Raw genomic sequence first — 25,693 nt, 5'->3', positions numbered from 1 at the left:
GCTGCCAGATTGTTTACAAACGAAAAGAGCGCCTAAATGGCGCTCTTTGTTTTTAAAGCGATCCACTTAAGAATGAATCGTTGGAACCGCTGTAACTTTTTGTTTTTACACATTATCCGACGCAAAACCGCTTCGCACTTTTGCTAGAAATGCTATAAAGACCTTCGAGCTGGTCAGCCCCGATCACGCAGCAAACGCGATTTCTCGCGGTTCCAGTCGCGCTGCTTTTCAGTCTCGCGCTTGTCGTGATTCTTTTTACCGCGTGCCACTCCAATTTCTAGCTTTGCACGACCACGATCATTGAAGTAAAGCTTCAACGGAACGACGGTCATACCTTCGCGTGATACGGAGTTAAAAATCCGCGACATCTCGCGGCGGCTTATCAGCAGCTTACGCAAGCGGCGCGGTTCATGGTTGAAGCGATTACCCTGCGTATATTCAGGAATATACGAATTAATCAGCCAGAATTCACCATTCTCAAAGCTGGCATAGCTTTCAGCAATATTGGCCTGATTGGCGCGCAAGGACTTAACCTCGGTGCCAGTCAGAACCAGACCAGCTTCGAGCGTATCGGTAATCTCGAAATTGTAGCGCGCTTTACGGTTTTCAGCGACCATTTTGCGGGCGGGAGAGTTTTTCGGCTTATTCATAATGGCACCATATAATGCTCATTCCCGGAAATGAAAACGCTCTCGCACTGGCGAGAGCGTAAAAATCCATCAACCGGGCAAAAATACCAGCCTTAGTTGACAAGACCGGCGTGTTTCATAGCCTGATCGATCTTTTCTGCGGTTGCTGCTTCGATCGTAACCATTGGCGAACGCAGAACATTTTCAATGCGACCCAAACGAGAAAGCGCATATTTCGGGCCCGAGGGATTTGGCTCGATGAACAATGCCTTGTGCAGCGGCATCAGGCGATCCTGCAATTCCAGCGCCTTCGCATAATCACCAGCCAGACAAGCAGCCTGGAATTCCGCACAAAGACGAGGAGCAATGTTAGACGTCACCGAAATACAGCCTACGCCGCCATGCGCATTGAAGCCCAGAGCAGTGGCATCTTCGCCCGAAAGCTGGATGAATTCTTTGCCGCAAGTTGCCCGCTGTTCCGAAACGCGTTCAATCTTGCCGGTTGCGTCCTTCACGCCCACAATATTTTTATGGTCGCGAACCAGAGCACCCATGGTTTCCGGTGTCATATCGATTATCGAGCGGCCCGGAATATTGTAGATCACGAGCGGAATAGAGATCGAACGGGCCACACGCGAGAAATGCTCATAGAGACCACGCTGGTTCGGCTTGTTATAATAAGGCGTCACGACGAGAACTGCATCAGCACCTGCCTTTTCGGCGTGCTGCGCAAGCTCGATGGCTTCAACAGTGTTGTTAGAACCGGCACCGGCGATGACAGGCACGCGGCCTGCAGCAACTTCGATGCAAACCTCGATGACACGCTTATGTTCGTCATGGGAAAGCGTAGGCGTTTCACCGGTCGTACCGACAGGAACGAGACCTTTGGTCCCCTCTTCAATCTGCCAGTTTACGAAGTCACGAAAGGCTTTCTCGTCGAACGCTCCTTCACTATCGAATGGCGTGACAAGTGCAGTAATCGAGCCTTTCAGCATCAGTGAACTCCTGAGAAATAGAGACGTAACCCGGCAATACCAAGCTGGCTTTCCTATATGCCAGAACAGTTGCGAGGCGATGCACCATAGTCTCGCAGTGCAAATCCGGCAAGCGGGGGTCCCGCCCAAATCAGCGCGCAAATGACAGTTTTACGAAAATTTCTCTGCTAATGTTTGCTCCAAACTCATCGAAGCATCATCGTAAGATATGCCTTTATGGGGTAAAACGGATAAGAGAAAAACATAACTCTTTATTAACCAATGCTTCACGCATCGAGATCATAGTCTTACAGCAGACAGCCACTCCGTGGATCAGGCTTATAAAAGCCCGATTTGAACAATATTTTGCCTGCAAACAGGCACTCTATTCTCGTTAGATCATGTGTAAGAAAAATATAGATATGCCATTAAAGCAAAGAGCGCTCTTTTCGGGCGGTTTGATTATTGCTGCCTCGCTTCTTGCAGGGCAAATGGGGGCTGCATATGCCCAATCATCTTTGCCAACGGAGGTTCCCACGCCGCTGGCACGCCCCTTTGCGTCAACCGCTACACATGAATCTCCAATCAATCTGGTTACCCCTAAGCCTCGTCCTGCTGCGGCACCAGACCCGGTTATTACCTCCTCCTTTAGTCGCGTAGAAAACCCTGCAGCAATTGGCGGAACGCTAAAAAGCGGTCTCGATGCGCTTTATTCCCGGGACATTACGGGGGCAATTGCCTACCGCAATGGAATGCCCAAGGGCTCGCTTGATCGCCAGATTCTGACATGGTCGATCGCGACATCCGGATTGGACGGCGTTCCTAGCGCTGAGATCGCAATGGCAGCATCAGAGTTGCCAGGCTGGCCAGGCATGTCGGCCTTACGCCGTAACTCAGAACGCGCACTTGCAAAAGAAAACGCTTCGGCTTCAACGGTCATTGCTACATTTGGTACAACACGTCCTCAGACAACTGAGGGCATGATTGTTCTTGCACGCGCCTATGTAGCTAGCGGAAACAGTACCAAGGCGCGCCAGTTGCTAGCGCCATGGTGGGCAACAGAGCGTCTTTCTGCAGATGATGAAGCGAAAATTCTGAAGGAATTTGGCAGCGTTCTGAGCCGAGACGACCATCAGCGTCGTCTTCTGCGCTCGCTTTATAATGATCGCATGCAGTCGGCCAAGCTTCTATCTGGCCCCGCACAGGCACAATCACTTTATAACGCTTACGCAGCGCTTGCGCAAAAATCGCCGAATACGGCAAAAGCCATTGCCGATGTTGATCGGTCTTGGCACTCAAACCCTGCCTATATGTTCCTGCAGATTCGTTTTCTGCGGCGTGCAGATCGCTTTAGCGAAGCAACAGACCTGATGCTGAAAGCGCCAAAAGATGCAGCATCGCTCGTTGATCCAGACGCGTGGTGGGTCGAGCGACGCATTCTATCGCGCGAACTTCTCGATATTAACAAGCCTCAGCTCGCCTATCGACTTGCAGCAGCACATGCTGCCGAATCGCCCACTATGGCAGCCGAAGCCGAGTTTCATGCGGGTTGGTATGCATTGCGTGCACTCAAGCAGCCAAAGCTTGCGGCCCCGCATTTTGCCAAGATTGCAGAGATTTCCTCCCGTCCAATTTCCGCCTCCCGTGCCTATTACTGGTTGGGTCGCGCATCAGAAGCTGGAGCTGGCGGCGATGCACAGGGCTATTATCGACGTTCTGCACATTTCGGCACCACGTTCTACGGTCAGCTTTCTGCCGCAAAGCTCAATGAGAAGGCGCCTGAGCTAGCGTATCCGAGACCAACAGATGCCGAGCGTGTGCGTTTCTCTGGTCGCCCTGCAGTGCAGGCGATCAAGCGTCTTGAGCAGATTGGTTATGGAAATCGCGCAACCTCACTTTATACGCAGCTCTCACAAGAGCTCGGGAGCGTTGGTGAACTCGCCCTTCTCGCTGTGATGGCAGAGAAAAACGAGAATCATTATCTAGCTCTGCGTGTTGGTAAAGCTGCTGCATTCCGTGGATTGGATGTCGGCGCGCTATCGCACCCGATTGGTGCCATTCCAGCACATGCGAATATCAGCGGCTCTGGCAAAGCGCTTGCCTATGCGATCGCGCGTCAGGAAAGCGAATTCAACATCAGTGCAGTTTCGAAAGCTGGTGCGCGCGGTCTGTTACAATTGATGCCAGAAACGGCGAGAAGCGTAGCGACACGCAATGGGATGGCTTTCTCTGCACCGAAGCTCACAACCGACGCCGCTTATAATGCGACACTGGGCGCGCATTTTCTAGGCGAACAGCTCGATCGGTTCAACGGATCCTATGTGCTGACTTTTGCCGGTTATAATGCTGGCCCTCGTCGTGCATCCGATTGGGTTGCAAAATATGGCGATCCGCGCGGTAAACCGATTGAAGAAGTTGTCGATTGGATCGAGCGAATTCCGTTTTCCGAAACGCGAAACTATGTGCAGCGTGTGATGGAAAACTATGAGGTTTATAAAGCTCGCCTCACCGGCAGCGCCGATATCCGAACTGACCTGATTTATGGCCGACGTTGAGTCGGCCTAGTCGGAAAGTTTAGATTTCCAATCTCAAGCCTGTGTCTTCTTTGTACGCGGCGCAGCCTTGGGTTTTGGGGCAGCTTTCTTTGCCTTAGAGCCTCGCTTGGACGTGCCACTTGGGGATGTTTCAACAAGTTTCCCCGCTTGAGCGATCCAACCTTCACGCGAAACGCGTCCGGCGAAACCAATGCGGCGTTCGATCCAAGCTGCTTCATCAGTGCTCCACTGTGCGATTTGCGCATAATGAAACACCCCAAGCTGCTGAAGCATTCCTTCTACGGCTTTCCCAACTCCGTTAATTGCCGTCAGATTATCCGGCTTTCCACGTATTGGTGCATCCAGCAATTCTGGACGATCAGGGTCTTCGACGACCGCAACAGCTTCTTCAACTAAGGCTTGTTCGTCGGCAACAACGCTTTCTGCTTCAGGCGGAGTGACTTCTTCTTCTGAGGCGTTTGTTGCCTGTGCCTCAGCTTCAATAACAGGCTCAGTTTCCTGCCCGCCAACTACTTCAGCTTCTGACGGCGCAAGCGGCTCAGGCTTTTCGTCGATTGCCGGCGAAGAGAGAGCCGCCGCTATGATCGTATCTTCCTTATCATTAGCCGTACTTTTCTTGCCTTTAAAGAGACGTCCCAAAACGCAGCCAATCACAAAGGCAACGGCAATTAGAATCGCCAGTTGGATGATCAACATCGGCATATTTAGGTTCCCTCATACTCTACGCATCTGCGCGTGACCCCAGTCACTGCAGTCAATCAAAAATACCCCGCACAAATCGGCCATTCATGCCCTTGCCCTATCCTGTGACCAGTCACTTTGCAGCGGTCAACCATCCCACTGCAATACCTATCACAAGCGACAACAAGAGAACCGGCCAGAACATTCCCGCAAGATAAAGCATCCAAATTCCGCCTATCATCCAATCCGAAGCGCCCCTTCAATATACATAGGAAAGGGAGAGAAAGGCCTTGTGTCAATTGGGATCTTCTAAGAAACAGGGGAAGAAAGTCGCTAGGCGTAAAAAGATATCAAGGCCGAGCAATTTCCGAACTCGATAGCTTCAAACCGAGCGGCAGAGGGGCTTTCAATAGAGCAGTCAACTCGTCATAGGCCGCCTCATTCAGTGCATGCCCCTTGATCGTTATCGTACTGTCCGAGATTTCAATATCGGATCCAGCCATTTTCTTTGCGAGATCAATAGCCCAAAATACGCGATCTTGAAACTCAGGTGGAGCCCCTCGCGCTAACGCCATCTGATCGTCGACGAGATTGGTGTTGCCCGCCGATTCTGCTGCACTCATTATAGAATCACGCATTACGTTATCTGGAATGAAGCCCAACAGAACCATGCCTTCATTGTTTTTAGTAAGTTTAAATATATAAGGACTGGCTTCTCGGAGAACCGTCGTGAGATCGGAGAGATCACCAATACCATCGACTTCCTGCAGAGCCTTAACGGCAAGCTGTTGGGTTTCCGGGTCTGGAGCCATACCCTTCAGTACAACATCACGACCATCAACATCAAAACCTGTCCAGGCATAGGGTGAAAGCGCCTGCCCCGTACGTTCGGCAATGTCAGTTTCAACCCGTTCGGCGCCGAACCAGAGTGCGAGCGATGTGAGCGCCGCTGTCCATGTTACGCCTGGCCAAAACCATTTCACCATATGTCCATTACTCCGCAGCGAATTCTATCGTTACCAACTAGCTCCAGAGAGACTGCCAAGCGCAAAAAAGCAAGACATATGCCGCATTTTAGAAATGAACATAACAAAAAACCCGGCAGCTAAGCTGCCGGGTTTCCTGTAACCAATCCGTAAGGATTAGAACGAACGCTGGAAGCGGACCATACCCTGCCAAGCGTCGTCACCCTTAAGTTCGGAACGACGGTCGTCCCACTTGGTGTACGAAACTTCTGGAGTGATGGTGAAGCCTGGAACCAGTTCGTAAGCTACGTTTGCAGTAGCTGCGAAGGTCTTTGCGTCTTCATAAGCGAGCTGTACGTTGAAGGTAGCCTTTTCGGTTGCCTTGAACTTTGCGCCGCCCCAAACAGCCCAATCGCCACCCCAGGTGCCGTAGAAGCTGTCGATTGCACGAACGCCGTACCAGCTGTTTGCATCAGCTGCATCGCGGTAGCCAGTGATTGCGTAATGGTCGTTGTTCGACTTGTAGCCGCCCTGTACCCAAACCGAGAACTGGTCGGTTACGTTTACGTCCAAACGAACCTTACCGGCCCATTCTTCGTTAACTGCGTCGTAAGCAGCAACACCAGCGATCGAACCCCAGCCCTGAGCGTACTTCAGGCCACCAACAACATGTGGCGTGTAGTCGTCGATAACGCCATTGAAGTCGATGTCTTTGTTGTTGCCCTGTTCAACAGCGATAACAGCCGAGAAGCCGTTGCCACCGGTGAAGGTGTAGCTGATTGCGTTGGTGCGGTAGCCGCCAGCGAGGATCACGTCGTCGTTGATGACGTCGCCGAGGTAACCAGTGAAGGTTACGAAGTTCGACTCATCGAGACCAAGACGCAGGCCGCCGAGCTGAATGTATGCGTAACGCAGATCGCCGGACGAACCGTTGTCGCCGTTGTTCCAGTCGTAGCGGGTTTCAGCAAACGTCTTCAGGGTGCCGAGTTCGGTTTCCGAAGCGGTCGAGAAACGAAGCGTGAAACGTGCCTTCTGAGCATAGGTGTCACGATCAACGCCTGCACGGGTACGTGCATATACGTCATCGCCGCCACCTACGTCGTAACGAACGTAGCCGTGAACGCGCAGGCAGGTTTCGGTGCCTGGGATGTAGAAGTAGCCAGCGCCGTAAGCATCGCAAACGCGGACATATTCAACTGCTTCTGGCTCTGGTGCGACGATTGCGTCGGCAGCCTGAGCGCCGGAAGCTGCAACCAGAGCTGCAGCGGAGCCGAGGAGAAGGCTCTTGATGTTCATTTCTGACCTCCAGTCAAAGTTAAAAATGGGTCTGGGCATTCTGATTTGGCTGAAGGACAACCTGTCCCCATCCCCTGATGAAAAAGTCGCCCCGAAGCGCTCCTTCTTCTGGATGTGAAGATACTCGCCAACTTTTTCGTTTCAACATCGAATATCGCTCCCAAGCTTTGTTGAGCTTCTATGAGGGACGGTTGTTGCAGAAATGACACGAAATTGCCCCCTTTGGAGCCGTGATTTTAGACTTTGTTAACGTATGTAAACGCCGGTTAACCGGTCTTAACGATTGAAAACACGTATTTTTTGAGTCTGGGCTGTGAATAGTACCGCGAATCCGCTGAATGGATATCCAAATGTGGCTTTAGAAGCAGCTTTGCGGCGATGCACTGCCGGATAATAGAGAAGAAGTGACGAATCTCTCCATAATAGTGCGCCTCAGAAAGCTGCTTTTCACAGACTTTGAAGCCCACGATTCCGGCTTATTCACATCCCCCTATATATAAAAGTCCAAAATATACTGAGAATTTTGACATTCCGCGCTCAAATCGCTTGAAATGATCAACCGTACCGGCTATCTCGCCCTTACCGGAGAGGTGGCCGAGTGGTCGAAGGCGCTCCCCTGCTAAGGGAGTAGACCTCATAAGGGTCTCGTGGGTTCGAATCCCATCCTCTCCGCCACTGTCATCAACATGATGATTTCCTCCTTAGAGCACTTGAATCCTCTCTGTTAGACGCGCTGTTTTGCCATTTTTTGCCACGCAGTAAGTTTTGGCATCGTTGGATTCCAGCTCCTGACTTTTTTTGCCTTTGCATTCAAAAAGATCAAGCTATTGAATTTATGGTCTTTTTTGACTTCTTGTCGATTCTTGACTGGAGGTCAGAAATGAACATCAAGAGCCTTCTTCTCGGCTCCGCTGCAGCTCTCGTTGCAGCTTCCGGCGCTCAGGCAGCAGACGCAATCGTCGCGCCAGAGCCAGAAGCCGTTGAATATGTCCGCGTTTGCGATGCTTACGGCGCTGGCTACTTCTACATCCCAGGCACCGAAACTTGCCTGCGCATCCATGGTTATGTTCGTTATGACGCAGCTGCTGGCCGCGATGCCTACAATGGCTACGACGCAAAAACCTGGAACAAAAACACGCGTTTCACGCTCCGCACGTCGACTGCGACCGAAACCGAACTCGGTACACTCAAGACCTACACTGAAAACCGCTTCAACTTCACGAACGGTGAACAGGGCAGCCACACGCTGAACTTCGCATACATTCAGCTCGGCGGCCTGCGCATGGGTCTCGATGAATCGGCGTTCCACACCTTCACTGGTTACCTCGGCGACATCATCAACGATGACGTGGTTGCTGCTGGCGTCTATCGCACCAACCTGATCAGCTACACCTTCACCGGTGGCAACGGCTTCTCGGCTGTGTTGTCGCTTGAACAGGGTGGCGACGGCTATCAGATCGACGGCGATTTCGATGGCGATGGCGATATTGAAACCGTTGAGTTCTCAAACCGTATTGATGACTACATGCCACACGTTGTTGGTGGTCTGAAGTACGCTCAGGGTTGGGGCTCGATCGCTGGTGTTGCTGCTTACGACGCAAACCTCGAAGAATGGGCCGGCAAGGTTCGTTTGGACGTAAACGTGACCGAACAGTTCTCGGTCTGGGTACAGGGCGGCTATTCTTCGTATGAAGGTAACTACGGCATGTACGGCAACTGGGGCGGCGATTGGGCTGTCTGGGGCGGTGCAAAGTTCAAGGCTACCGACAAGGCAACCTTCAATCTTCAGGGTGCTTACGAAGATTGGGGCAAGACCGCAATCGCAGCAAACGTTGCCTATCAGCTGGTTCCTGGCTTCACCATTACTCCAGAAATCAACTACACCCGTTGGGATAGCGACCATCCAGCTCGTCTGGCTGGCGACATCGCAAACAAGGATGCATTCGGCGGCATCATCCGCTTCCAGCGTTCGTTCTAATCTGAACTACGCTTGAGCATCTGACGCCAACGGGAAACCGTTGGCGTCGTCATTTGGGGAGCGTTCACAAAAACGTGAACAAAATTCTTTCGCGATGGGGATCTCGACGGAATTTGAAATGGGGGAGTTGCGGGGACGAACAAATTGGGGGCGAGAGGTTCTATTAGAGGATCAAAACATGTCTCCACATAAAGTTAGCTCACTTATCTTGTACTCGATGAATTATTTCTCTATGCATGCTTCCCATAAAAAAATGGGGGACTTGCTATGATCGTCGTTGGGGGCACGAGGATCGATGGAGGCGAAGCTTATTCGCCGGTCATCGACTACAACCTTGAATACACATCCGTCAGAAGCCAGAATCACAGGCTCGTAGAGCAATTTTCGCTCGCTGAACTGGCTGGAAAGTATATCAACATCCTTTGGGATGACGGCTCACACAAGTATAATGTGAAATCGTTCCTTGGTGAAATTGATGAGATTCTGAAAGGCGTGCGCTTTTCAGGATTTGATCAGGAAATGCTCGACTCCGTCATAGGTTCGCTTCGTGAACGCGGCAACAGCAATGCAACCATCAATAGAAAGATGGCTGCGCTGAGCAAGCTGCTGCGAAAGGCGCATAAGATGGGGGACATCTATAATCTGCCGGAGTTTGTCCGACAGAAAGAACGTGCGGGACGGATTCGATTCCTTGAATATGAGGAAGAGAAGCGCTTGTTTGCGGCGGTTAAAGCACGTTGCGAGGACAGTTATCGCCTCAGTATTTTCCTTGTCGATACAGGTTGCCGTTTAGGCGAAGCCATTGGGCTCACCTGGAATGACATTCAGGAGCATCGCGTTACGTTCTGGTTAACGAAGTCGAACCGCAGCAGAACGGTTCCGCTTACAAAACGAGCGAGAAAGTCGACTGATATTGCGCATGAACGGCTTAAAGGCCCCTTCTCCATGCTCAATCAGGTACGATTCCGCCAGATTTGGAATGATGCAAAAATCGAAGTCGGGCTTGGAACCGATGATCAGGTGGTACCGCATATCCTGCGACACACCTGCGCGTCTCGCCTTGTTCGAGGTGGAATCGATATTCGCCGCGTACAGATGTGGCTCGGCCATCAGACACTACAAATGACGATGCGTTATGCTCATCTCGCTACTCATGATCTCGATTCTTGCGTGAAAGTTCTCGAAATTCGATAACGAGAATATTGAATAATGATTTGGTTTCGCGAGTTTGCGCGAAATCCGCTCGTTTGAAGTAAGTTTGGGTATGTGTGTCGCGCAATTCGACAAAACTCGAGATGCGCAGATTCACTCTGGCATCACGCTGAATACTGATTCCCACCTGAATTGAAGCCCAAGATCCAGCTTTCCAAAGCACGCCTTGTGTCGGACGTCGTGCTGATTCGCCTCTTAACGGGTAGTTTCTTCAAAAGGATCAATAATCAGGATTTACATAACTGCCTTTGAAAAACCTGAGGCTGTCGCTATCAGAATATGCGTGGGGGTTATTCCGTATCGGACGCCGATTTGATGCGTTGCGGCATATCCGATGCGACTTTAACTTCATTATTGAATTTCCCCAATTCGTGATGTGGCAAGACCCGACACAAATTGCTATTCCTGCTTGATCTTTTATCGAACGCCCGAGCAAATAATTGACGGTGAATTGACATCACCTTCGGTTCTGCTGCCTCATCCACCAGACCAAGTTGACCGGAAACACAATGGCATCGCCTCGTCTTACGCCGCTTGTTGAAAGCCTTCCCTCCACTGTCCCGTTCATAGGCCCTGAAACACTGGAGCTACAGCGCGGAAAACCTTTCGTTGCCCGAATCGGTGCTAATGAAAGCAGCTTCGGGCCTGCCCCATCTGTCATTGAAGCCATGAAGCAAGAGACATCCGAAGTCTGGAAATATGGTGATCCAGAAAATTATGCGTTACGCCATGCTATCGCAGCGCACCATGGCGTGAAGCCAGAGAATGTCATGCCCGGTGCAGGTGTTGATGCTTTGCTGGGACTTGTTGTCAGGCAGTATGTTCAGCAAGGTAACAAGGTCATCAACTCTTTGGGCGGCTATCCAACGTTCAATTATCACGTTGCAGGCTTCGGTGGCACTCTACTGACAGTTCCTTATCGCGACGACAAACCTGATCTTGATGCGCTTATCGACAAAGCACGCACTGAAAACCCTGCGCTGCTTTACATCGCGAATCCAGACAACCCGATGGGTACGTGGCACGAGGGATCAGACATTCAGGCCTTCATAGAGCGAGTGCCTGAAACGACGATGTTGATTCTCGACGAAGCGTATTGCGAGACGGGGCCAGCATCTGCCTTCCCACCATTTGAGTTGGAACGTCCCAATATTCTACGTATGCGCACTTTTTCAAAAGCTTATGGACTCGCCGGAATTAGGGTCGGCTATGTTCTTGGCTGCGCAAGTGCAATCAAATCATTCGACAAGATTCGCGATCATTTTGCAGTTAATCGAATTGCACAGGCTGCGGCAATCGCAGCATTAAAGGACCAAGAATATTTGCGCGACGTGGTCGAACAAATCCATGGTGGACGCAATAGAATCGCAAAAATAGCCAAGCAGAATGGGCTGAAGCCGATTCCCTCTGCAACGAATTTCGTCACAATTGATTGTTGCCACGATGGCGCCTTTGCCACTTCCGTTCTCAATGGTTTGATTGAGCGAGATATTTTCGTTCGAAAGCCCGGCGCGCCCGTTCTTGATCGCTGTATTCGTGTCAGCGTCGGTGTGAAAGCACAACTGGATAAGTTTGAGATAGCCTTGCCTGATGCGCTGGCTGCCGCTCGAAACGCTTATAAAACTGCCTGATAGTGGAGACACTTCATGTCGATCCAACGGAATGATCAGCCTCGCAATGCTCTGTTCGGCACACTCGCTGGTCTATGCGGGGCTCTGGCAATTGCGTCGTATGCAGGTGCGGCTCATGGCGGGGAAAACCATCTTGGCACTATCGCACCAATGCTTCTTGGTCATGCTCCAGTTCTGCTTGTTTTATCGCTGATCGTGCCGAACAGTCGTGTAGCGAATATTGGCGGGGCATTACTGGTGGTCGGGTTGGTCTTGTTTTGCGGAGACCTGTTTATGCGGGACATGACCAGTAACAGACTCTTCCCAATGGCAGCGCCTACAGGCGGAAGCCTGATGATTCTTGGCTGGCTCGTGGTCGGTATCAGCAGCTGGTTCAAGAAAACCTGATTTTATAATTCGGAAACTTAACCAGAAAAAAGGCCTTGCAAATCTGCAAGGCCTCTCTCCAAAACGGGTTAAGTTCAAACCGACTTATAAGCCGTCTCAGATTTGGGTTTATGAATTACCCTTGAGGCGCGCATTGCAGAGGCTGTAGTATCCGCCGCCCTTCTGAACCCACTTCAATCCACCAAGTGCATTAGCGTCTTTCAGAGTGTGATACTGCTCAAGACAGGTGTGCATACGTGCCTTGCCAGCAGATTCGCTAGAGTATTTTGCCGAAACAGCCGTTGGGAATTTAACACCCTTTGGTGCCGCTACTGTTGGAGCAGCAGGTTCAGAATTGCCATCCGTGGTGAGTGCTACAGCATCAGCACCTGGACCACATTCCGCTTTACGGAAGTCATTCCACTTGGCACCGCCATCAGTACCGGCATCTTTTGCCGCCTGATATTTGGCACTGCACTGCTTCATGGTAAGACCTTTGGCATCATCTGCAGCTGTCGTCGCTGCACTTTTCGCCGGTGCGGCAGCTTTCTTTGCGGGAGCTGCTGGAGCAGCCGGAGCTGCAGCTGCATCATCACACTGGGCTTTGCGGAAGTCGTTCCACTTTACATGGCCAAGCGTGCCAGCATCTTTGGCGGCCTGATATTTCGCGCTACATTCTTTCATCGTCAACGCGCTTGCAGGAGATGAAAAAGCAAAGGCAGATGCGCCTAGAATGATTGCGGTACCAGCAAAGGCTGTAATGGTACGAATAGACATCTCGTCGCTCCCTATCGGATACGGACTATTGATTTTGTTGCATTCGGATTAGCGCTGACCGCTCAAAGCGATCTATTCAGAATATCCGGCCTGCTTTGCCGGTCTTCACACCTTGTAAATTTGTCTTCACCACCAAGCTTGATGCCAGACAAGTTGACTGTCAATCACTCTCTTAATATTACCACTGTCTACAATACAAAAATTCTAACCGTCATTCTTTAGTCGTTACGTAAATTTGAATGACGCGAAGTAAATATACAGTAATTCCATGATCTTGTCTCAGCTTTATTGCAACACAGTTAAAATCCGGAGCTTGCCCAGATGATAAAAAGGATCATGATCATTGGTGGCGCAGGTTCGGGAAAGTCCACCCTCGCCCGTTCGCTTGGTGCAATCACCAAATTACCAGTTATTCATATCGACACCATCTATTGGCTACCCAATTGGACAATGCGCTCTCGGGACGAAATCGGCCTTCTGAGCGATGAGGTTGCGGATCACGATGAATGGATATTTGAAGGCAATCACAGCGAAACAATGGCGCATCGCGCAGCACGCGCCGACATGATTATTTTTCTGGATATCTCAACCCCAACACGCCTTTGGCGCGTCCTGCGCAGAACACTTCGCCATTACGGTCAATCCCGTCCTGATATGGCGGAAGGCTGTGACGAGCGCTTTGATTGGGAATTCCTAAAGTTTGTGGCTAATTACCGCAAAAACGGGCGTATTCTGGCAAAATCTTTTCTGGAAAGCGCCCCTTCGCATCTGAAAAAGCATCATCTACGCAGTCACAAGGATGTAGAGCAATTTCTCAGTGAAACTCGCAACGAAATAATCCGAAAAATGAACGGTCAAAGCTGAGCTAAAATAAAAATGCGACGTTCAAAATAACAATATTGCTAGCAGTGCCGTCGGGCATCCGCGATGCTATATTTGCGAGGTCTCCCAAGACTTGGCGCTGGCGCGTGGCACATTATCCATCGGATCAGCGGGAATATGCATACACTCAAATGACGGATCATTGCTCCGGCCCTTTGAGTAATCTTGTCCGAATTTCCGGTTTTCGCAGTTCTGGAGTTAAATGTGACCGATATCGCAGATAGCGCCTCCCCGCTTGTCGATGTGACCAGCACACTGGGGGTCGATCGTCATCGCCTTTATGAAGATGCAATCGCCATGTTGATTGGCACTTCATTCATTGCGTTGGGCATTACGCTTTATAGTCAAGCGACGCTTATGACAGGCAGTACGGCAGGTATCGCGTTGCTTATCCAGTATGCCACCGGCATCGGATTTGGCTTGCTTTATTTCGTGATCAATCTGCCGTTCTACTATTTTGCTGCAAAGCGGATGGGCTGGCCATTTACGATCAGAACGTTCATCGCCGTCGCACTTCTATCTCTCTTTGCCAAACTCATTCCTTTATGTGTTGATTTCAGCTCAATCAATCCGCTCTTTGCAGCGCTTATGGGCGGCACACTTATGGGCATGGGCGTTCTGGCACTTTTCCGCCATCGTTCCGGCGTGGGCGGCGTCAATATTCTCGCGCTTTACTTGCAGGATGCCTATGGCATTCGCGCTGGTTGGTTTCAGCTCGCGCTCGACATTATCATCATGCTCGGATCGCTGTTTTTCATCCCGTGGGAAAACATGCTTCTGTCGCTTGTGGGTGCGATTGCGATGAACGTTATCATCGCAATCAACCACAAACCGGGGCGCTATCTCGGGATCAGCTGAACAAAAAGCCGCCTCATTGGGCGGCTTTTTGTTTTCTACATTCCGTAGTTCAGTGCGAAGTCATCCACTCGCGTGCACCACGCAGTGCCGCTGCCAGCTCGCTCTTGCTCATCGTCGCTGCAACCTGATTGCGCATACGTTCGGCTTTCTGGTTGCCACGGATTGCTGCAATGTTAAGCCACTTGTGTGCTTCGACGACATCAATTTCGCAGTCGCGGCCGATGGCGTATTTCAAACCCATCTCCAGCAGGATACGATCCTGAGAACCTGCCTTGTCGTGCTGTATAACGCTCTGAAACTGTGTCATTTTCGTTGTCCCTGTTAAATCCCGAGAACCGTCCGCTCTTTGTTTCCGTGACTGGCTTTCACCGGCCCGGAACCGTCGGATCTGTCGTTCCGTTCATGGTCTTTAAGATAGGCGACAGGATTAAAATGCACGTTAAACCAGATGCTTAACAACGCGACAACGAAATCCCAACAAGGAGTAAATTTGGGATTTTGTTAAACATCCAAGCTTCGCGAATTGCAGCGTTTTTCCGAAATTGCCGCTTTTTCATCCACAGTGCTTGGAAACCAGATGATAACCATGGCATCGATTGGCTTTGTTGAGAAAGTGATTATCGGCGAATTCGAAGCCACCAATTATCCCTCTTCCGCTTCGGACCAAACTCGATTACGTTTACGTTTGCGTAAGTTTTCTGCAGAGCTGAAAATAGAGAGCTTTGCGGCATTTTGGGAGGAATGCATGATCCGCACTTTTATTATGGGAATGACCGCCGCCGTAGCACTGACGGCAGGCTTAGCCGCACCAGCATTTGCTGAAGAAGCAATTGTTGGTACTTGGAAACGCCCGAATGGTACGATTATCAGCTACGCAGCTTGCGGCGGCGGTAAATATTGCGGCACAGTGCAGACCGGCGAATATAAGGGCAAGTCGATTGGCACAATGTCTGGCAAGGACGGCAGCTACAAGGGCGAAGTCAACAAGCTAGACGAAGGCAAGACTTACACAGGCAAGGCCAGTGTCAAGGGAAACACTCTCTCACTTTCGGGCTGCGTCATGGGCGGCTTGATCTGCAAGAGTGAAAGCCTCGCACGGCAGTAAGCGAATAAAATAAGAAAGGCGGCTTCTAAGCCGCCTTTCTTTCAAGCATTTCTGACCAAAGCGAATTAGCGCGCCTTCTGGCCAAAAAGGATTTTCTGCGCTTCCTTGTCATTGGCGAGGTTAGACTTTTCGCGCTCTTCCTTGCCAACCAAGAGACCACGCTGAACGGCAGGTCGTGCATTCATGGTTTCATACCAGCGCTTGAGGTTAGGGAAATCCTCCAGCTGCTGATCATAGTTTTTGTACGCGTTGATCCAACCAATGCTGGCCATGTCAGCGATAGAATATTCGCCTGCAATATAGTCTTTGCCTTCGAGTTGACGATTCAGGACACCATAAAGACGGTTGACCTCATTGGTGTAGCGATCAATGCCATATTGCACCTTTTCCGGCGCATAAACGCGGAAGTGCCCGGCCTGACCCGACATGGGACCAAGTCCACCCATTTGCCACATCAGCCATTCATCAACGGCGACACGCTTGCGTTCATCCGTTGGATAGAACTTTCCAAACTTCCGGCCGAGATACTGAAGAATTGCGCCTGATTCAAAAACCGAGATCGGCTCGCCGCCCGGCCCTTCCGGGTCGATAATCGCTGGCATACGGTTATTGGGTGCAATTTTGAGAAAGTCCGGTTGGAATTGATCGCCCTTACCGATGTTCACATATTTGACTTCGTAAGGAACGCCTAGTTCCTCCAGCATGATGCTGATTTTGAAGCCATTCGGGGTAGGCCAATAATAAAGCTCAATGGGTTTTGTCTGCTCAGCCATGGGTATCTGTCTCCCGCTTTCTTGGCTTTGTCCGTATTTCCAATGCGGGTTAACATAAGCGCCGTGCAGCCCGGCACAAGTGCGAAGCGATCAAGTTAGTGAAACATCAATATTTTTGAACGCCGGATGAATGCAGCTCTCAGGAGCAGTTCAGGTCGCATCCTTAAACTCAAGCCCGTAGAGCAAACGCTTTTAAAGCCGGGGGAATTATGCTGCTGTGGCGAGTTACGATTGTCTGTTTAATGATTGCCGGTTTTGCGATCATCGCGAGCCTTTTTGTTGATCGCAAATATGATGTTTATCGCGACCAGCCGGTCGTTGGCCCTATCACAGCAATGCACCTCAAGCATGTGGACGGAGACAGGCGGCTATGATCTCGCGTTTCCGTATTTCAGCAGGGATTGCGCTTCGTGTCCTGCTTTTCACCGCCGTCTTCACCGGCCCTGCCGCAACCTTCGCCTACACCCAAATAGGGCAGAACGCGCAAATGAACGGGGTCGGCCTCGTACTGTATGTAAGCCTTCAAAGAAGTGCTTAAACAGGGACATGCGCGTGTCATGGAGTTTGCTATACTAAGTCATGACACAGCGAATCGAACAAACTTTCATCCCTGATATCAAAACCCCTCCCTTCGTGGAGCCGGAAGTTTTTACCGATGCAAGTGCGGCGGTTGCCGCACTGCGCAAGCTTTATGATCGCAACACCGCGTTCCTTCGCACGGCTTTTGAGCAGCTGGCAAAGGGAGAGGCTCGCCCTCAGCGTTATCGCGCTTTTTATCCCGAAATCTGCCTGTCCACCTCCAGCTTTGCGCATGTAGATACGCGTCTCGCCTTTGGTCATGTGACTACGCCCGGCGATTACGCGGCGACGATTACCCGGCCAGATCTGTTCGACCATTACCTCAACGAGCAAATTCGCCTGCTGATGCGCAATCACGGCGTTGCGGTCACCGTTCGGGAATCGGCAACACCAATTCCGATTCACTTTGCCTTCATGGAAGGCACCTATGTCGAAGCATCGGTTGCCAATGCTTTTACGCATCCGATGCGCGATCTCTTCGATGTTCCGGATCTGGCTGCAACCGACGACAAGATCGTCAATGCCGATTTCGATCCTGTTCCCGGTGAACCAATGCCGCTGGCGCCGTTCACGGCACAACGCGTTGACTACTCTCTACACAGGCTTGCGCATTACACCGCAACCAGCCCCAAGCATTTTCAGAACTTTGTTCTATTCACCAACTATCAGTTCTATATGGACGAATTCTGCGCTTATGCGCGCAAGCTGATGGCAGACGGTGGCGGCGGCTATGATAGCTTTGTTGAGCCAGGCAACGCGATAACACGCGCAGGCGAATCCGAGCCGAGCAGCGGCATTCCGCTACAGCGTATGCCACAGATGCCTGCCTATCACCTTCAACGCGCCGATCATTCCGGTATTACCATGGTCAATATCGGCGTTGGCCCATCCAATGCAAAGACCATCACCGACCATGTTGCTGTGCTGCGTCCACATGCATGGCTGATGCTGGGACATTGTGCCGGTCTGCGCAACACTCAAGAGCTTGGCGATTACGTACTTGCTCATGCTTATATGCGTGAAGACCACGTTCTTGATGACGATCTTCCTGTTTGGGTGCCCTTGCCCGCACTTGCCGAAATTCAGGTAGCACTTGAAGAGGCGGTCGAAGAAATAACTGGCCTTGAAGGCTATGACCTCAAGCGCATCATGCGCACTGGTACAGTCGCAACAATCGACAATCGAAACTGGGAGTTACGCGACCAGCGCGGACCGGTTCAGCGCCTTTCACAGGCGCGTGCAGTTGCGCTTGACATGGAGTCTGCCACGATTGCTGCCAATGGGTTCCGCTTCCGCGTACCATACGGCACGTTGCTCTGTGTTTCCGACAAGCCTTTGCATGGCGAACTGAAACTGCCTGGCATGGCGACAGAGTTCTACAAGCGGCAGGTAGCACAGCATCTGCAAATCGGTATTCGTGCGATGGAAAAAATCGCAGCCATGCCTGATGAGCGACTGCATTCGCGCAAGCTCCGTAGCTTCTTCGAGACAGCTTTCCAGTAGGTATGAGGCAGTAGGGCAATAGGTAGTTAGGGCAGTATGTATTTTGAAAGCATACTGCCCTTTTCCAAATTCCCCTATTCCATCATCGCGCCGTAATCAGCGGCTAGGTGCGTACCATGTCAAAACGCCGCGAAAACCTTTCATTGCTCCTACTGATCACCGCTGTTCTGGTGTCGGTCCCTCTTGTGCTTGGTTTTCTTGGATCAGCGCATCCAATGCTCGATTCATTCGGGCATTTTCGACCACATCTAGCGATTCTGATGGGTTTGCTGGCATTGCCGCTCTTGTTCACAAAGATGCGGCGTGAAGGTGCAATGATCCTGCTTTTTGCGATCCTTGCTTTCAGCACGACGCTTGGTGCCGCACGTAATCTTCTCAACGGATCATCTTCTGCACAGGCCGATGTGCCGACGACCGGCGCACGTTACAGCCTGGTGCAGATCAATCTGCGCTATAACAACCCTGAGCCTAAACGCGTTATGCAGATGGTTGCGCAGGAAAAGCCTGACGTTATCACCTATCAGGAAGCCGGTGCAGATTGGGCAATGTGGATCGACATTCTGAAGGGTACTTATCCTTACCATTTTGAATGCCACAAAGACGGAAGCAATATGGGCGTTGGCATTCTGTCCCGCCGCCCATTCAGTGAAGGTAGCGCTCAGTTGTGCCTTGGCGATGATCGCCTTGCCATGACTTCTATCGATTTTAGCGGCACGAGCGTGAATGTAGCAGCATATCATGCTGTGCTTCCGTGGCCATATGGTCAGGCGGCGATCATCGATGCATTGGTGCCAGAATTGCAGAAATTCAGTGGCCCTATGATCATCGCTGGCGATTTCAACGCTACGCCATGGAGCAATGCTGTCCATCGCATCGAGAAAGCTTCGACCACCAAGGCGATGACTGGTATCGGTGGCACATGGATGTTGCAAAACCTTCCGATAAAACTCGCGCCTTATGTCGGTCTGCCGATCGATCAGGTTCTCGTAAGCCATGAAATCGAAGCGCCCGCTGCAACCACACGCGAGGACGTCGGCTCCGATCACTTGCCAATCAGGCTTGAGTTTTCGGTTCCGATGCCGGTACGTCCAGACACTGACGAGCCGGAAACTCAATCAGTCATGCTCTCTTTTTGAAGCGTTAGAGCGACCTTTGTGCCCCCGGCACTCTAATAAAAAAGGCGGTTTAAAACCGCCTTTTTCAATTACATGTTTCCGCAAACACTACATTGTTCACGTAAACTGGTCCCTCGCCGACATCGTTCTCAACGGCGGTCGATACGGACACAGTTCACGCAAACACTACATTGTTCACGTAAACTGGTCCCTCGCCGACATCGTTCTCAACGGCGGTCGATACGGACACAGTTCACGCAAACATTACATGTTTACGTAAACCGGTCCTTCGCCGCCTTGTGGCGGAACCCAGTTGATGTTCTGGTTCGGGTCCTTGATATCGCAAGTTTTGCAATGCACGCAGTTCTGCGCATTGATCACAAAGCGAACATCCTTGGCCTGCGGATCAGCCGCGGAATTGCCGTCAGCATCCACCCATTCATAAACACCTGCAGGGCAATAGCGCGTCGATGGACCTGCAAAGACATCATGCTCTGATGTCTGCTGCAGCTTCATGTCAGCCACATGCAAATGAACTGGCTCGTTTTCGTCATGGTTTGTGTTCGAAAGAAACACCGACGAAAGACGATCAAAAGTCAGAACGCCATCCGGCTTCGGATAATCGATCTTCTTGTGCTTTGCTGCTGGCTCAAGGCTTTGCGCATCGTTCTTCCCATGCTTCAGCGTACCAAAGAATGAGAAGCCAAACAGCTGATTGGTCCACATATCAAGACCACCGAGAGCAACACCCATAACCGTTCCGAGCTTCGACCAGAGCGGCTTCACATTGCGGACCTTCTTGAGATCCTTGCCGATAGCGCTGTTACGCCAGCTGTTTTCGATTTCAATCGGCTCATCATTGGCACGACCAGCGGCCAAAGCTTCCGCAATCTTGTCGGCAGCAAGAATGCCCGACAGAACTGCGTTATGACTGCCCTTGATGCGGGGTACGTTGACTAAGCCAGCCGAACAGCCGATCAGCGCACCACCCGGGAAGGACAGTTTTGGCACTGACTGGAAACCACCTTCGGTAATCGCGCGCGCGCCATAAGAAAGGCGTTTGCCACCCTCGAATGTATCGCGGATCGCCGGATGCGTCTTGAACCGCTGGAACTCTTCAAACGGCGACAGATAAGGGTTCTTGTAGTTGAGATGCAGTACGAAGCCGACTGCAACCATATTGTCTTCAAGATGATAGAGGAACGAGCCACCGCCGGTCTTCATATCAAGCGGCCAGCCAAATGAATGCTGTACCAGACCCGGCTTATGCTTGGACGGATCGACCTGCCAGAGTTCCTTAAGGCCGATACCAAACTTGGCTGGTTCACGACCTTCATCAAGCTTGAACTTCGCAATCAGTTCCTTTGCCAACGAGCCGCGTGCACCTTCACCGATCAGAACATATTTGCCAAGCAGCGCCATGCCGCGCGTGTAATTTGGACCGTGCGAGCCATCACGCTCGACGCCCATATCACCAGTAGCAACACCGATTACAGCGCCTTCATCATTATAAAGCACTTCGGTGGCAGCAAAGCCCGGATAGATTTCAACGCCCAGCTCTTCTGCTTTCGTGCCAAGCCAGCGGCAGACATTGCCGAGTGACACGATGTAATTGCCGTGATTGTTCATCAGCGGTGGCATGGCGAAATTTGGCAGACGCACCGAACCCGCAGGACCAAGCAGCAGGAAATGGTCAGCGGTCACAGGGGTCTTGAACGGATGCCCCTCTTCCTCGCGCCAGCCTGGCAGAAGCTGATCGATACCACTTGGATCAACGACGGCGCCCGACAGGATATGCGCGCCAACTTCCCCGCCCTTTTCAAGAACGACGACTGAAAGCTCCGGATTGATTTGTTTAAACCGAATAGCCGCAGCAAGGCCTGCAGGGCCTGCGCCGACAATCACAACATCAAATTCCATGCTTTCGCGTTCGGGAAGCTCCTGGCTCGCGATTGCTGGGGCTTCAGACATTCTAGGCCTCCGTCTGGTGTAACTTCATCACCCACTAATGGAGTGGGCGTGAAGCATCCAATTGTTTTTACTCATGATCCTATCGCGAACGGCGATAAACCGCTTTTATACAGATAGGCTTCCCCATATTGGTCTTACCCTGTCGCAGAGTTAAAGACTGTCGCATATGCGTCCAATTGTCCAAAATCGCCGCAATACAAGCATTCATAATATTGACCTTAACGTAAACGTCAAATTTTAAACAGCCGATTTAGTGATTATGGGCTATTGTGACGCAACGTAATTCTGCGTGCCCAAAGGCCGCCCCCATCTTCGAGAGAGACGCTTTAATCAACTCTATGAACCGGAAATATGCGCTCTGCTATTGCATTCAACACCAAAATTCGCCACCTCAGTTTGTGAGGTGTAAAATATGATCGATGACCGGGAAACGCTGGATATGGAAGGCTTGCTCCGCTTTTACGCGGAAGCGGGTGTTGACATGCCGCTTTCCGATACGCCGATCGATCGATTTGCAGAAGCTCAGCGTCAGCCGGTACGTTCAGCTCCCGCGCAGCAGGAAAACAAATCAACTTCGTCAGCGGACCGCTCGCGCGCGCAACAACAGCAACCGCGTCAGGCAGCAACGCCCTCACCGACCAGCCGCCCTGTGCAGGCTGCATCCGATGTTCCGGATAATGCGCAAATTGCACTGGCCCGCGAAGCCGCTTTACAAGCCGCAACGCTTGATGAGCTGCGCGAAAAACTTGCAGCCTTTGATGGCTGCAATCTCAAATTCACCGCCAAAAACCTCTGCTTTGCAGATGGTGATCCGTCGTCAGACATCATGTTCGTAGGTGAAGCGCCGGGGCGTGATGAGGACATGGAAGGCTTGCCATTCGTTGGCAAATCCGGCCAACTTCTCAACCGGATGATCGAGGCTATCGGCCTCAAGCGTGAAGGCGTCTATATCGCCAACACTATTCCTTGGCGTCCGCCGGGTAATCGTACGCCAACCCCCGTCGAAACAGAACTTTGCCGCCCGTTCATTGAACGGCAGATCGAACTTGCAGCCCCCAAAGTGCTTGTTGCGCTCGGCGGTCCAGCTGGCAAGGCTTTGACAGGTGCGACTGAAGGCATTCTACGGTTACGTGGCAATTGGAAAGTGCACCGCACGCCGTCGGGTATTGAGATCCCGGTCATGCCCACGCTGCATCCGGCTTATCTCTTGCGTACGCCTGCGCAGAAAAGATTTGCCTGGCGCGATTTTCTTGCAGTGAAAATGAAGCTTGCGGAACTGGCTGAATAATATTCCCAGATTGCACGTATCAGACAGCGAATTGTCACTAACATGCCGCAAACATACATTATTCCGCCGCTTGCACTATATCCGAACTCGACAAACGTTCTTTAAGCTTAGTGCATCGGGGAGGTTTTCATGGCCGGCCAGCTTCTGCCTATAGCTGCCTTGCTTGCAAGCACATTTCTAATGCTGCTTGCCGGTGGACTTGCAGGCATTCTCCTGCCAATCCGCGGAGGCGTTGAAGGCTGGTCAACGACCACAATTGGCTGGATGGGAACGACCTATGCGCTCGCTTTCACCATAGGCTGCATTGTTATTCCTCATCTGGTGCGGCGCGTCGGGCATGTGCGTGTATTCTCGGCACTACTCACGCTTCTATCAATCGCGTTGCTGCTTCATTCGCTGATTGTAAACCCTTATGCCTGGATGATTTTCCGCGGCATCGCAGGCTTCTCGCTTGCAGGCTCCTATATGATTATCGAGAGCTGGCTCAATGAACGCGTCACCAATGAAACGCGTGGCAAGATTTTCTCGATCTATATGATTATTACCATGCTTGGTCTCATGTGTGGCCAATACATCCTGCCATTTGGTGATGCGACGACCGTAACGTTATTCATCATCTGTGCGATCATTTATGCCAGCGCCCTGTTGCCAACCACACTTTCCAGCGCTCAGTCACCAAATCCGCTGACGCAAGCTTCTCTGGACCTAAAGGGGCTTTATAGACGCTCCCCCGCAGCAGCCGTCGGATCTTTCATCGCGGGCATAGTGGCCGGCACATGGAGCTTCCTCGCCGCCATCTATGGTGAAATGAACGGCCTTTCGACCTTTGGCATCGCCACAATGCTGGCCTGCGCAATGATTGGCGGCGCTATCTTCCAATATCCACTCGGGCGCGCTTCCGATATTGTGGATCGCCGTTTCGTCATGGTTATCGCGGGCGCTATTGGCTTTGTGCTCTCAGCCATCATGCTGCTGGTTCATCCGACCTCGCCCTATGCGCTCTACATCATGATGTTTCTGTTCGGCTCGGTACTTTACTCGATCTACAGCCTTAACGTAGCCCACGCCAACGACTATGCCGACGCGAGTGAATTTGTTAAAATTTCTGGTGGCTTGCTTATCATCTATGGCACAGGCAGCATGGTCGGCCCGGCCTTATCCGGCCCACTCATGGATCTTATGGGGGCATCTGGGTTCTTTGTAACTATGGCACTCGCTTATGCAGTCTATGGTCTGCATGCTTTCTGGCGTATTCGCCGTTTCGAGCGACCAGCAGTCAGCGATCAAAAAACAGAGTTCAAAATCTACACGCCAGACGGTCAGCCTACACCTGAAACAATGCAGCTTGATCCGCGCGCAGAAGGTTCACCGGGACAGGCGTAATTCTACTGTGCCTGTTGTGGAGTATTGGTTTTGTGAGGCGCGATCGCCAACTGATGCTCACGGTAGATGATATAGCCGCCAGCGCCCATAACGATCACGCTGCCAATCAGCATCTCAAAAGTTGGAATATCCCCGAAGAATAAAAACCCAATGCCGAGGCCGAGCAGCATTGAGGTATATTCAAATGGTGCAATGGTACTCATCGGGGCATGCCGATAGCATTCGGTCAGCAGAATTTGCGCAATCCCGCCCGCAATACCTGCGCCAATCAGCATTGCGAGCTGAGGCCAGCTCGGTGCAACCCAACCGAACGGCACACTAACTAGCGCAATAACACTTGCTGAAATCGAGAAATAGATAACGATTGTCGATGTGCGTTCGGTCTGCACAAGACGACGCACCAGCATCATGGCAAAGGCAGCCATCACGGCGCCGCCCAATGCCGCCAAGGCGCCCATGGCTTCATTATGTCCGACATTGCCTTCCGCAAACAGCGTCATGCGCGGCCAGATGATAATCATCACACCGAACAAGCCGATGACGACCGCACTCCAGCGATAGAGCCGGACCACTTCATGCAGAATGAGTGCGCCAAGAACAACGGCGATAAGCGGTGATGCGTAGTTGATTGCAATTGCTTCCGGCAAAGGCAGCTTGGTCAGTGCATAAAAGCTCAGAGACATCGCGCCAACGCCGACCATGCCGCGCCAGAAATGGCTGAACCCATGGCGGGTTTGAAGAATGCCGGATAGCTGCCCGCGCAACGCAAAGTAGACCAGGATGGCAAGGACTGCGAAAAAAGATCGGAAGAATATTAACTGGCCAAGCGGGATACCATCTGCAGCCTTGAGCAAGGTCGACATACCGACAAAAACAGCGACGGAAGCGACTTTTAGGCTAATGCCCAGCATTGGATTGTTTTGAAGCAGATCAGGCTCGGCAGTTTCGCCGGTCTGAACATTTGCGGAGGCCGCGTCCGGGAGGGACTTCACAACGCAGTTCCTTAAACGGGGGATGCAGGAGCAAGGCGGGAAATTACAGTTATTGCGCTATCCATAGGCTTGTTCGCAACAAAGTGCCAGCCAAGCAAAGATCAGTAATTAAAAAATATTGAGCAACTTCGCTTTTCTTGTCGTTTGCTAAAAAGCCGGATACGACTCTCGTATCGAAGT

The 25,693-nt window shown here is 51.5% G+C and carries 24 protein-coding genes and 1 tRNA gene; 15 read left to right on the top strand and 10 right to left on the bottom strand.

Annotated features, from left to right (window positions below; translation table 11 throughout):
• Positions 1-173 precede the first annotated feature (173 nt).
• Together smpB and dapA are read right to left on the bottom strand one after the other, a co-directional pair.
• Positions 174-650, bottom strand: coding sequence for an SsrA-binding protein SmpB (gene smpB, locus KMS41_03090; GenBank protein QWK78244.1), 477 nt, complete (start codon positions 648-650; stop codon positions 174-176).
• Positions 651-742: 92 nt separating this feature from the next.
• Complete coding sequence (gene dapA / locus KMS41_03085; protein ID QWK78243.1) at positions 743-1,624, bottom strand: 4-hydroxy-tetrahydrodipicolinate synthase; 882 nt, start codon at positions 1,622-1,624, stop codon at positions 743-745.
• 470 nt (positions 1,625-2,094) lie between these two features.
• Here dapA and KMS41_03080 point away from each other — a divergent pair, with 470 nt between their 5' ends.
• Positions 2,095-4,158 (top strand): lytic transglycosylase domain-containing protein, encoded by a 2,064-nt coding sequence (locus KMS41_03080; protein QWK78755.1) that lies wholly within the window; start codon positions 2,095-2,097, stop codon positions 4,156-4,158.
• A gap of 33 nt (positions 4,159-4,191) precedes the next feature.
• Here KMS41_03080 and KMS41_03075 read toward each other — a convergent pair whose 3' ends face one another.
• From KMS41_03075 to KMS41_03065, 3 genes are all read right to left on the bottom strand, one after another.
• A complete protein-coding gene (locus KMS41_03075; GenBank protein QWK78242.1) occupies positions 4,192-4,860 on the bottom strand; it encodes an endonuclease in 669 nt (222 codons plus the stop codon).
• Positions 4,861-5,189: 329 nt separating this feature from the next.
• Entirely contained in the window at positions 5,190-5,825 is a 636-nt protein-coding gene (locus KMS41_03070) for a BON domain-containing protein (GenBank protein ID QWK78241.1), read from the bottom strand.
• Positions 5,826-5,981: 156 nt separating this feature from the next.
• On the bottom strand, positions 5,982-7,100 hold the full coding sequence (locus KMS41_03065; GenBank protein ID QWK78240.1) for a porin: 1,119 nt from the start codon (positions 7,098-7,100) through the stop codon (positions 5,982-5,984).
• Positions 7,101-7,684: 584 nt separating this feature from the next.
• On the opposite strand from KMS41_03065, the gene KMS41_03060 reads away from it, so the two are divergent.
• The 5 genes from KMS41_03060 to KMS41_03040 all read left to right on the top strand — a co-directional run bounded on the left by KMS41_03060 (position 7,685) and on the right by KMS41_03040 (position 12,308).
• Positions 7,685-7,775 (top strand) — tRNA-Ser (locus KMS41_03060).
• A 205-nt stretch (positions 7,776-7,980) separates the two neighbouring features.
• On the top strand, positions 7,981-9,078 hold the full coding sequence (locus tag KMS41_03055; protein QWK78239.1) for a porin: 1,098 nt from the start codon (positions 7,981-7,983) through the stop codon (positions 9,076-9,078).
• Between the two features lie 267 nt (positions 9,079-9,345).
• Positions 9,346-10,272 carry a site-specific integrase gene (locus tag KMS41_03050; GenBank protein QWK78238.1) on the top strand — a complete coding sequence of 309 codons (927 nt, stop codon included), beginning with the start codon at positions 9,346-9,348 and terminating at the stop codon, positions 10,270-10,272.
• A 527-nt stretch (positions 10,273-10,799) separates the two neighbouring features.
• Positions 10,800-11,921 (top strand): pyridoxal phosphate-dependent aminotransferase, encoded by a 1,122-nt coding sequence (locus KMS41_03045; GenBank protein QWK78237.1) that lies wholly within the window; start codon positions 10,800-10,802, stop codon positions 11,919-11,921.
• 15 nt (positions 11,922-11,936) lie between these two features.
• Positions 11,937-12,308: a DUF423 domain-containing protein gene (locus tag KMS41_03040; GenBank protein ID QWK78236.1), complete on the top strand. Its 372-nt coding sequence runs from the start codon at positions 11,937-11,939 to the stop codon at positions 12,306-12,308.
• A gap of 108 nt (positions 12,309-12,416) precedes the next feature.
• Here KMS41_03040 and KMS41_03035 read toward each other — a convergent pair whose 3' ends face one another.
• The gene (locus KMS41_03035; protein ID QWK78235.1) at positions 12,417-13,064 is read right to left on the bottom strand and encodes an antifreeze protein; all 648 of its coding nucleotides are present in this window, start codon (positions 13,062-13,064) and stop codon (positions 12,417-12,419) included.
• Positions 13,065-13,385: 321 nt separating this feature from the next.
• Here KMS41_03035 and KMS41_03030 point away from each other — a divergent pair, with 321 nt between their 5' ends.
• Together KMS41_03030 and KMS41_03025 are read left to right on the top strand one after the other, a co-directional pair.
• Complete coding sequence (locus KMS41_03030; GenBank protein QWK78234.1) at positions 13,386-13,928, top strand: DNA topology modulation protein FlaR; 543 nt, start codon at positions 13,386-13,388, stop codon at positions 13,926-13,928.
• A 222-nt stretch (positions 13,929-14,150) separates the two neighbouring features.
• Positions 14,151-14,804, top strand: coding sequence for a YitT family protein (locus KMS41_03025; GenBank protein ID QWK78233.1), 654 nt, complete (start codon positions 14,151-14,153; stop codon positions 14,802-14,804).
• A gap of 49 nt (positions 14,805-14,853) precedes the next feature.
• Here KMS41_03025 and KMS41_03020 read toward each other — a convergent pair whose 3' ends face one another.
• Positions 14,854-15,111: a sel1 repeat family protein gene (locus KMS41_03020; GenBank protein QWK78232.1), complete on the bottom strand. Its 258-nt coding sequence runs from the start codon at positions 15,109-15,111 to the stop codon at positions 14,854-14,856.
• A gap of 438 nt (positions 15,112-15,549) precedes the next feature.
• Between KMS41_03020 and KMS41_03015 the strand changes: the two genes are divergently transcribed.
• Complete coding sequence (locus KMS41_03015; GenBank protein ID QWK78231.1) at positions 15,550-15,909, top strand: DUF2147 domain-containing protein; 360 nt, start codon at positions 15,550-15,552, stop codon at positions 15,907-15,909.
• A gap of 65 nt (positions 15,910-15,974) precedes the next feature.
• On the opposite strand, the gene KMS41_03010 is transcribed toward KMS41_03015, so the two are convergent.
• The gene (locus KMS41_03010) at positions 15,975-16,682 is read right to left on the bottom strand and encodes a glutathione S-transferase N-terminal domain-containing protein (protein QWK78230.1); all 708 of its coding nucleotides are present in this window, start codon (positions 16,680-16,682) and stop codon (positions 15,975-15,977) included.
• Between the two features lie 209 nt (positions 16,683-16,891).
• On the opposite strand from KMS41_03010, the gene KMS41_03005 reads away from it, so the two are divergent.
• The 4 genes from KMS41_03005 to KMS41_02990 all read left to right on the top strand — a co-directional run bounded on the left by KMS41_03005 (position 16,892) and on the right by KMS41_02990 (position 19,900).
• Complete coding sequence (locus tag KMS41_03005) at positions 16,892-17,056, top strand: hypothetical protein (GenBank protein ID QWK78229.1); 165 nt, start codon at positions 16,892-16,894, stop codon at positions 17,054-17,056.
• A complete protein-coding gene (locus KMS41_03000) occupies positions 17,053-17,220 on the top strand; it encodes a hypothetical protein (protein QWK78228.1) in 168 nt (55 codons plus the stop codon). Before KMS41_03005 ends, KMS41_03000 begins: the two co-directional genes overlap by 4 nt.
• Positions 17,221-17,261: 41 nt before the next feature.
• Positions 17,262-18,764, top strand: coding sequence for an AMP nucleosidase (locus KMS41_02995; GenBank protein ID QWK78227.1), 1,503 nt, complete (start codon positions 17,262-17,264; stop codon positions 18,762-18,764).
• A 116-nt stretch (positions 18,765-18,880) separates the two neighbouring features.
• Entirely contained in the window at positions 18,881-19,900 is a 1,020-nt protein-coding gene (locus tag KMS41_02990; GenBank protein QWK78226.1) for an endonuclease/exonuclease/phosphatase family protein, read from the top strand.
• A gap of 243 nt (positions 19,901-20,143) precedes the next feature.
• Here KMS41_02990 and KMS41_02985 read toward each other — a convergent pair whose 3' ends face one another.
• Complete coding sequence (locus KMS41_02985; GenBank protein QWK78225.1) at positions 20,144-21,850, bottom strand: electron transfer flavoprotein-ubiquinone oxidoreductase; 1,707 nt, start codon at positions 21,848-21,850, stop codon at positions 20,144-20,146.
• Positions 21,851-22,262: 412 nt separating this feature from the next.
• On the opposite strand from KMS41_02985, the gene KMS41_02980 reads away from it, so the two are divergent.
• Entirely contained in the window at positions 22,263-23,138 is an 876-nt protein-coding gene (locus tag KMS41_02980; protein QWK78224.1) for a uracil-DNA glycosylase, read from the top strand.
• A 129-nt stretch (positions 23,139-23,267) separates the two neighbouring features.
• Positions 23,268-24,521, top strand: a complete 1,254-nt coding sequence (locus tag KMS41_02975; protein QWK78223.1) for an MFS transporter — start codon at positions 23,268-23,270, stop codon at positions 24,519-24,521.
• Positions 24,522-24,523: 2 nt separating this feature from the next.
• Here KMS41_02975 and KMS41_02970 read toward each other — a convergent pair whose 3' ends face one another.
• Positions 24,524-25,432: a DMT family transporter gene (locus KMS41_02970; protein QWK78754.1), complete on the bottom strand. Its 909-nt coding sequence runs from the start codon at positions 25,430-25,432 to the stop codon at positions 24,524-24,526.
• Positions 25,433-25,693 lie beyond the last annotated feature (261 nt).

Source organism: Ochrobactrum sp. BTU1 (genome assembly GCA_018798825.1).
Taxonomy (GTDB): domain Bacteria; phylum Pseudomonadota; class Alphaproteobacteria; order Rhizobiales; family Rhizobiaceae; genus Brucella.
This window is presented reverse-complemented; position numbering and strand designations above follow the sequence as displayed.

What these genes read in the sequence shown, in the direction of transcription:
- KMS41_03005 (QWK78229.1), top strand. Translation starts at nt 16,892, where the DNA reads ATGCTGCTGTGGCGAGTTACGATTGTCTGTTTAATGATTGCCGGTTTT.
- KMS41_02985 (QWK78225.1), bottom strand. Translation starts at nt 21,850, where the DNA reads ATGTCTGAAGCCCCAGCAATCGCGAGCCAGGAGCTTCCCGAACGCGAA.
- KMS41_03040 (QWK78236.1), top strand. Translation starts at nt 11,937, where the DNA reads ATGTCGATCCAACGGAATGATCAGCCTCGCAATGCTCTGTTCGGCACA.
- KMS41_03015 (QWK78231.1), top strand. Translation starts at nt 15,550, where the DNA reads ATGATCCGCACTTTTATTATGGGAATGACCGCCGCCGTAGCACTGACG.
- KMS41_03070 (QWK78241.1), bottom strand. Translation starts at nt 5,825, where the DNA reads ATGGTGAAATGGTTTTGGCCAGGCGTAACATGGACAGCGGCGCTCACA.
- KMS41_03000 (QWK78228.1), top strand. Translation starts at nt 17,053, where the DNA reads ATGATCTCGCGTTTCCGTATTTCAGCAGGGATTGCGCTTCGTGTCCTG.
- KMS41_02990 (QWK78226.1), top strand. Translation starts at nt 18,881, where the DNA reads ATGTCAAAACGCCGCGAAAACCTTTCATTGCTCCTACTGATCACCGCT.
- KMS41_03035 (QWK78235.1), bottom strand. Translation starts at nt 13,064, where the DNA reads ATGTCTATTCGTACCATTACAGCCTTTGCTGGTACCGCAATCATTCTA.
- KMS41_02970 (QWK78754.1), bottom strand. Translation starts at nt 25,432, where the DNA reads ATGCTGGGCATTAGCCTAAAAGTCGCTTCCGTCGCTGTTTTTGTCGGT.
- KMS41_03020 (QWK78232.1), bottom strand. Translation starts at nt 15,111, where the DNA reads ATGACACAGTTTCAGAGCGTTATACAGCACGACAAGGCAGGTTCTCAG.
- KMS41_03030 (QWK78234.1), top strand. Translation starts at nt 13,386, where the DNA reads ATGATAAAAAGGATCATGATCATTGGTGGCGCAGGTTCGGGAAAGTCC.
- KMS41_03045 (QWK78237.1), top strand. Translation starts at nt 10,800, where the DNA reads ATGGCATCGCCTCGTCTTACGCCGCTTGTTGAAAGCCTTCCCTCCACT.
- KMS41_03010 (QWK78230.1), bottom strand. Translation starts at nt 16,682, where the DNA reads ATGGCTGAGCAGACAAAACCCATTGAGCTTTATTATTGGCCTACCCCG.
- dapA (QWK78243.1), bottom strand. Translation starts at nt 1,624, where the DNA reads ATGCTGAAAGGCTCGATTACTGCACTTGTCACGCCATTCGATAGTGAA.
- KMS41_02980 (QWK78224.1), top strand. Translation starts at nt 22,263, where the DNA reads ATGATCGATGACCGGGAAACGCTGGATATGGAAGGCTTGCTCCGCTTT.
- KMS41_03075 (QWK78242.1), bottom strand. Translation starts at nt 4,860, where the DNA reads ATGCCGATGTTGATCATCCAACTGGCGATTCTAATTGCCGTTGCCTTT.
- KMS41_02975 (QWK78223.1), top strand. Translation starts at nt 23,268, where the DNA reads ATGGCCGGCCAGCTTCTGCCTATAGCTGCCTTGCTTGCAAGCACATTT.
- KMS41_03055 (QWK78239.1), top strand. Translation starts at nt 7,981, where the DNA reads ATGAACATCAAGAGCCTTCTTCTCGGCTCCGCTGCAGCTCTCGTTGCA.
- KMS41_03050 (QWK78238.1), top strand. Translation starts at nt 9,346, where the DNA reads ATGATCGTCGTTGGGGGCACGAGGATCGATGGAGGCGAAGCTTATTCG.
- KMS41_02995 (QWK78227.1), top strand. Translation starts at nt 17,262, where the DNA reads ATGACACAGCGAATCGAACAAACTTTCATCCCTGATATCAAAACCCCT.
- KMS41_03065 (QWK78240.1), bottom strand. Translation starts at nt 7,100, where the DNA reads ATGAACATCAAGAGCCTTCTCCTCGGCTCCGCTGCAGCTCTGGTTGCA.
- smpB (QWK78244.1), bottom strand. Translation starts at nt 650, where the DNA reads ATGAATAAGCCGAAAAACTCTCCCGCCCGCAAAATGGTCGCTGAAAAC.
- KMS41_03080 (QWK78755.1), top strand. Translation starts at nt 2,095, where the DNA reads ATGGGGGCTGCATATGCCCAATCATCTTTGCCAACGGAGGTTCCCACG.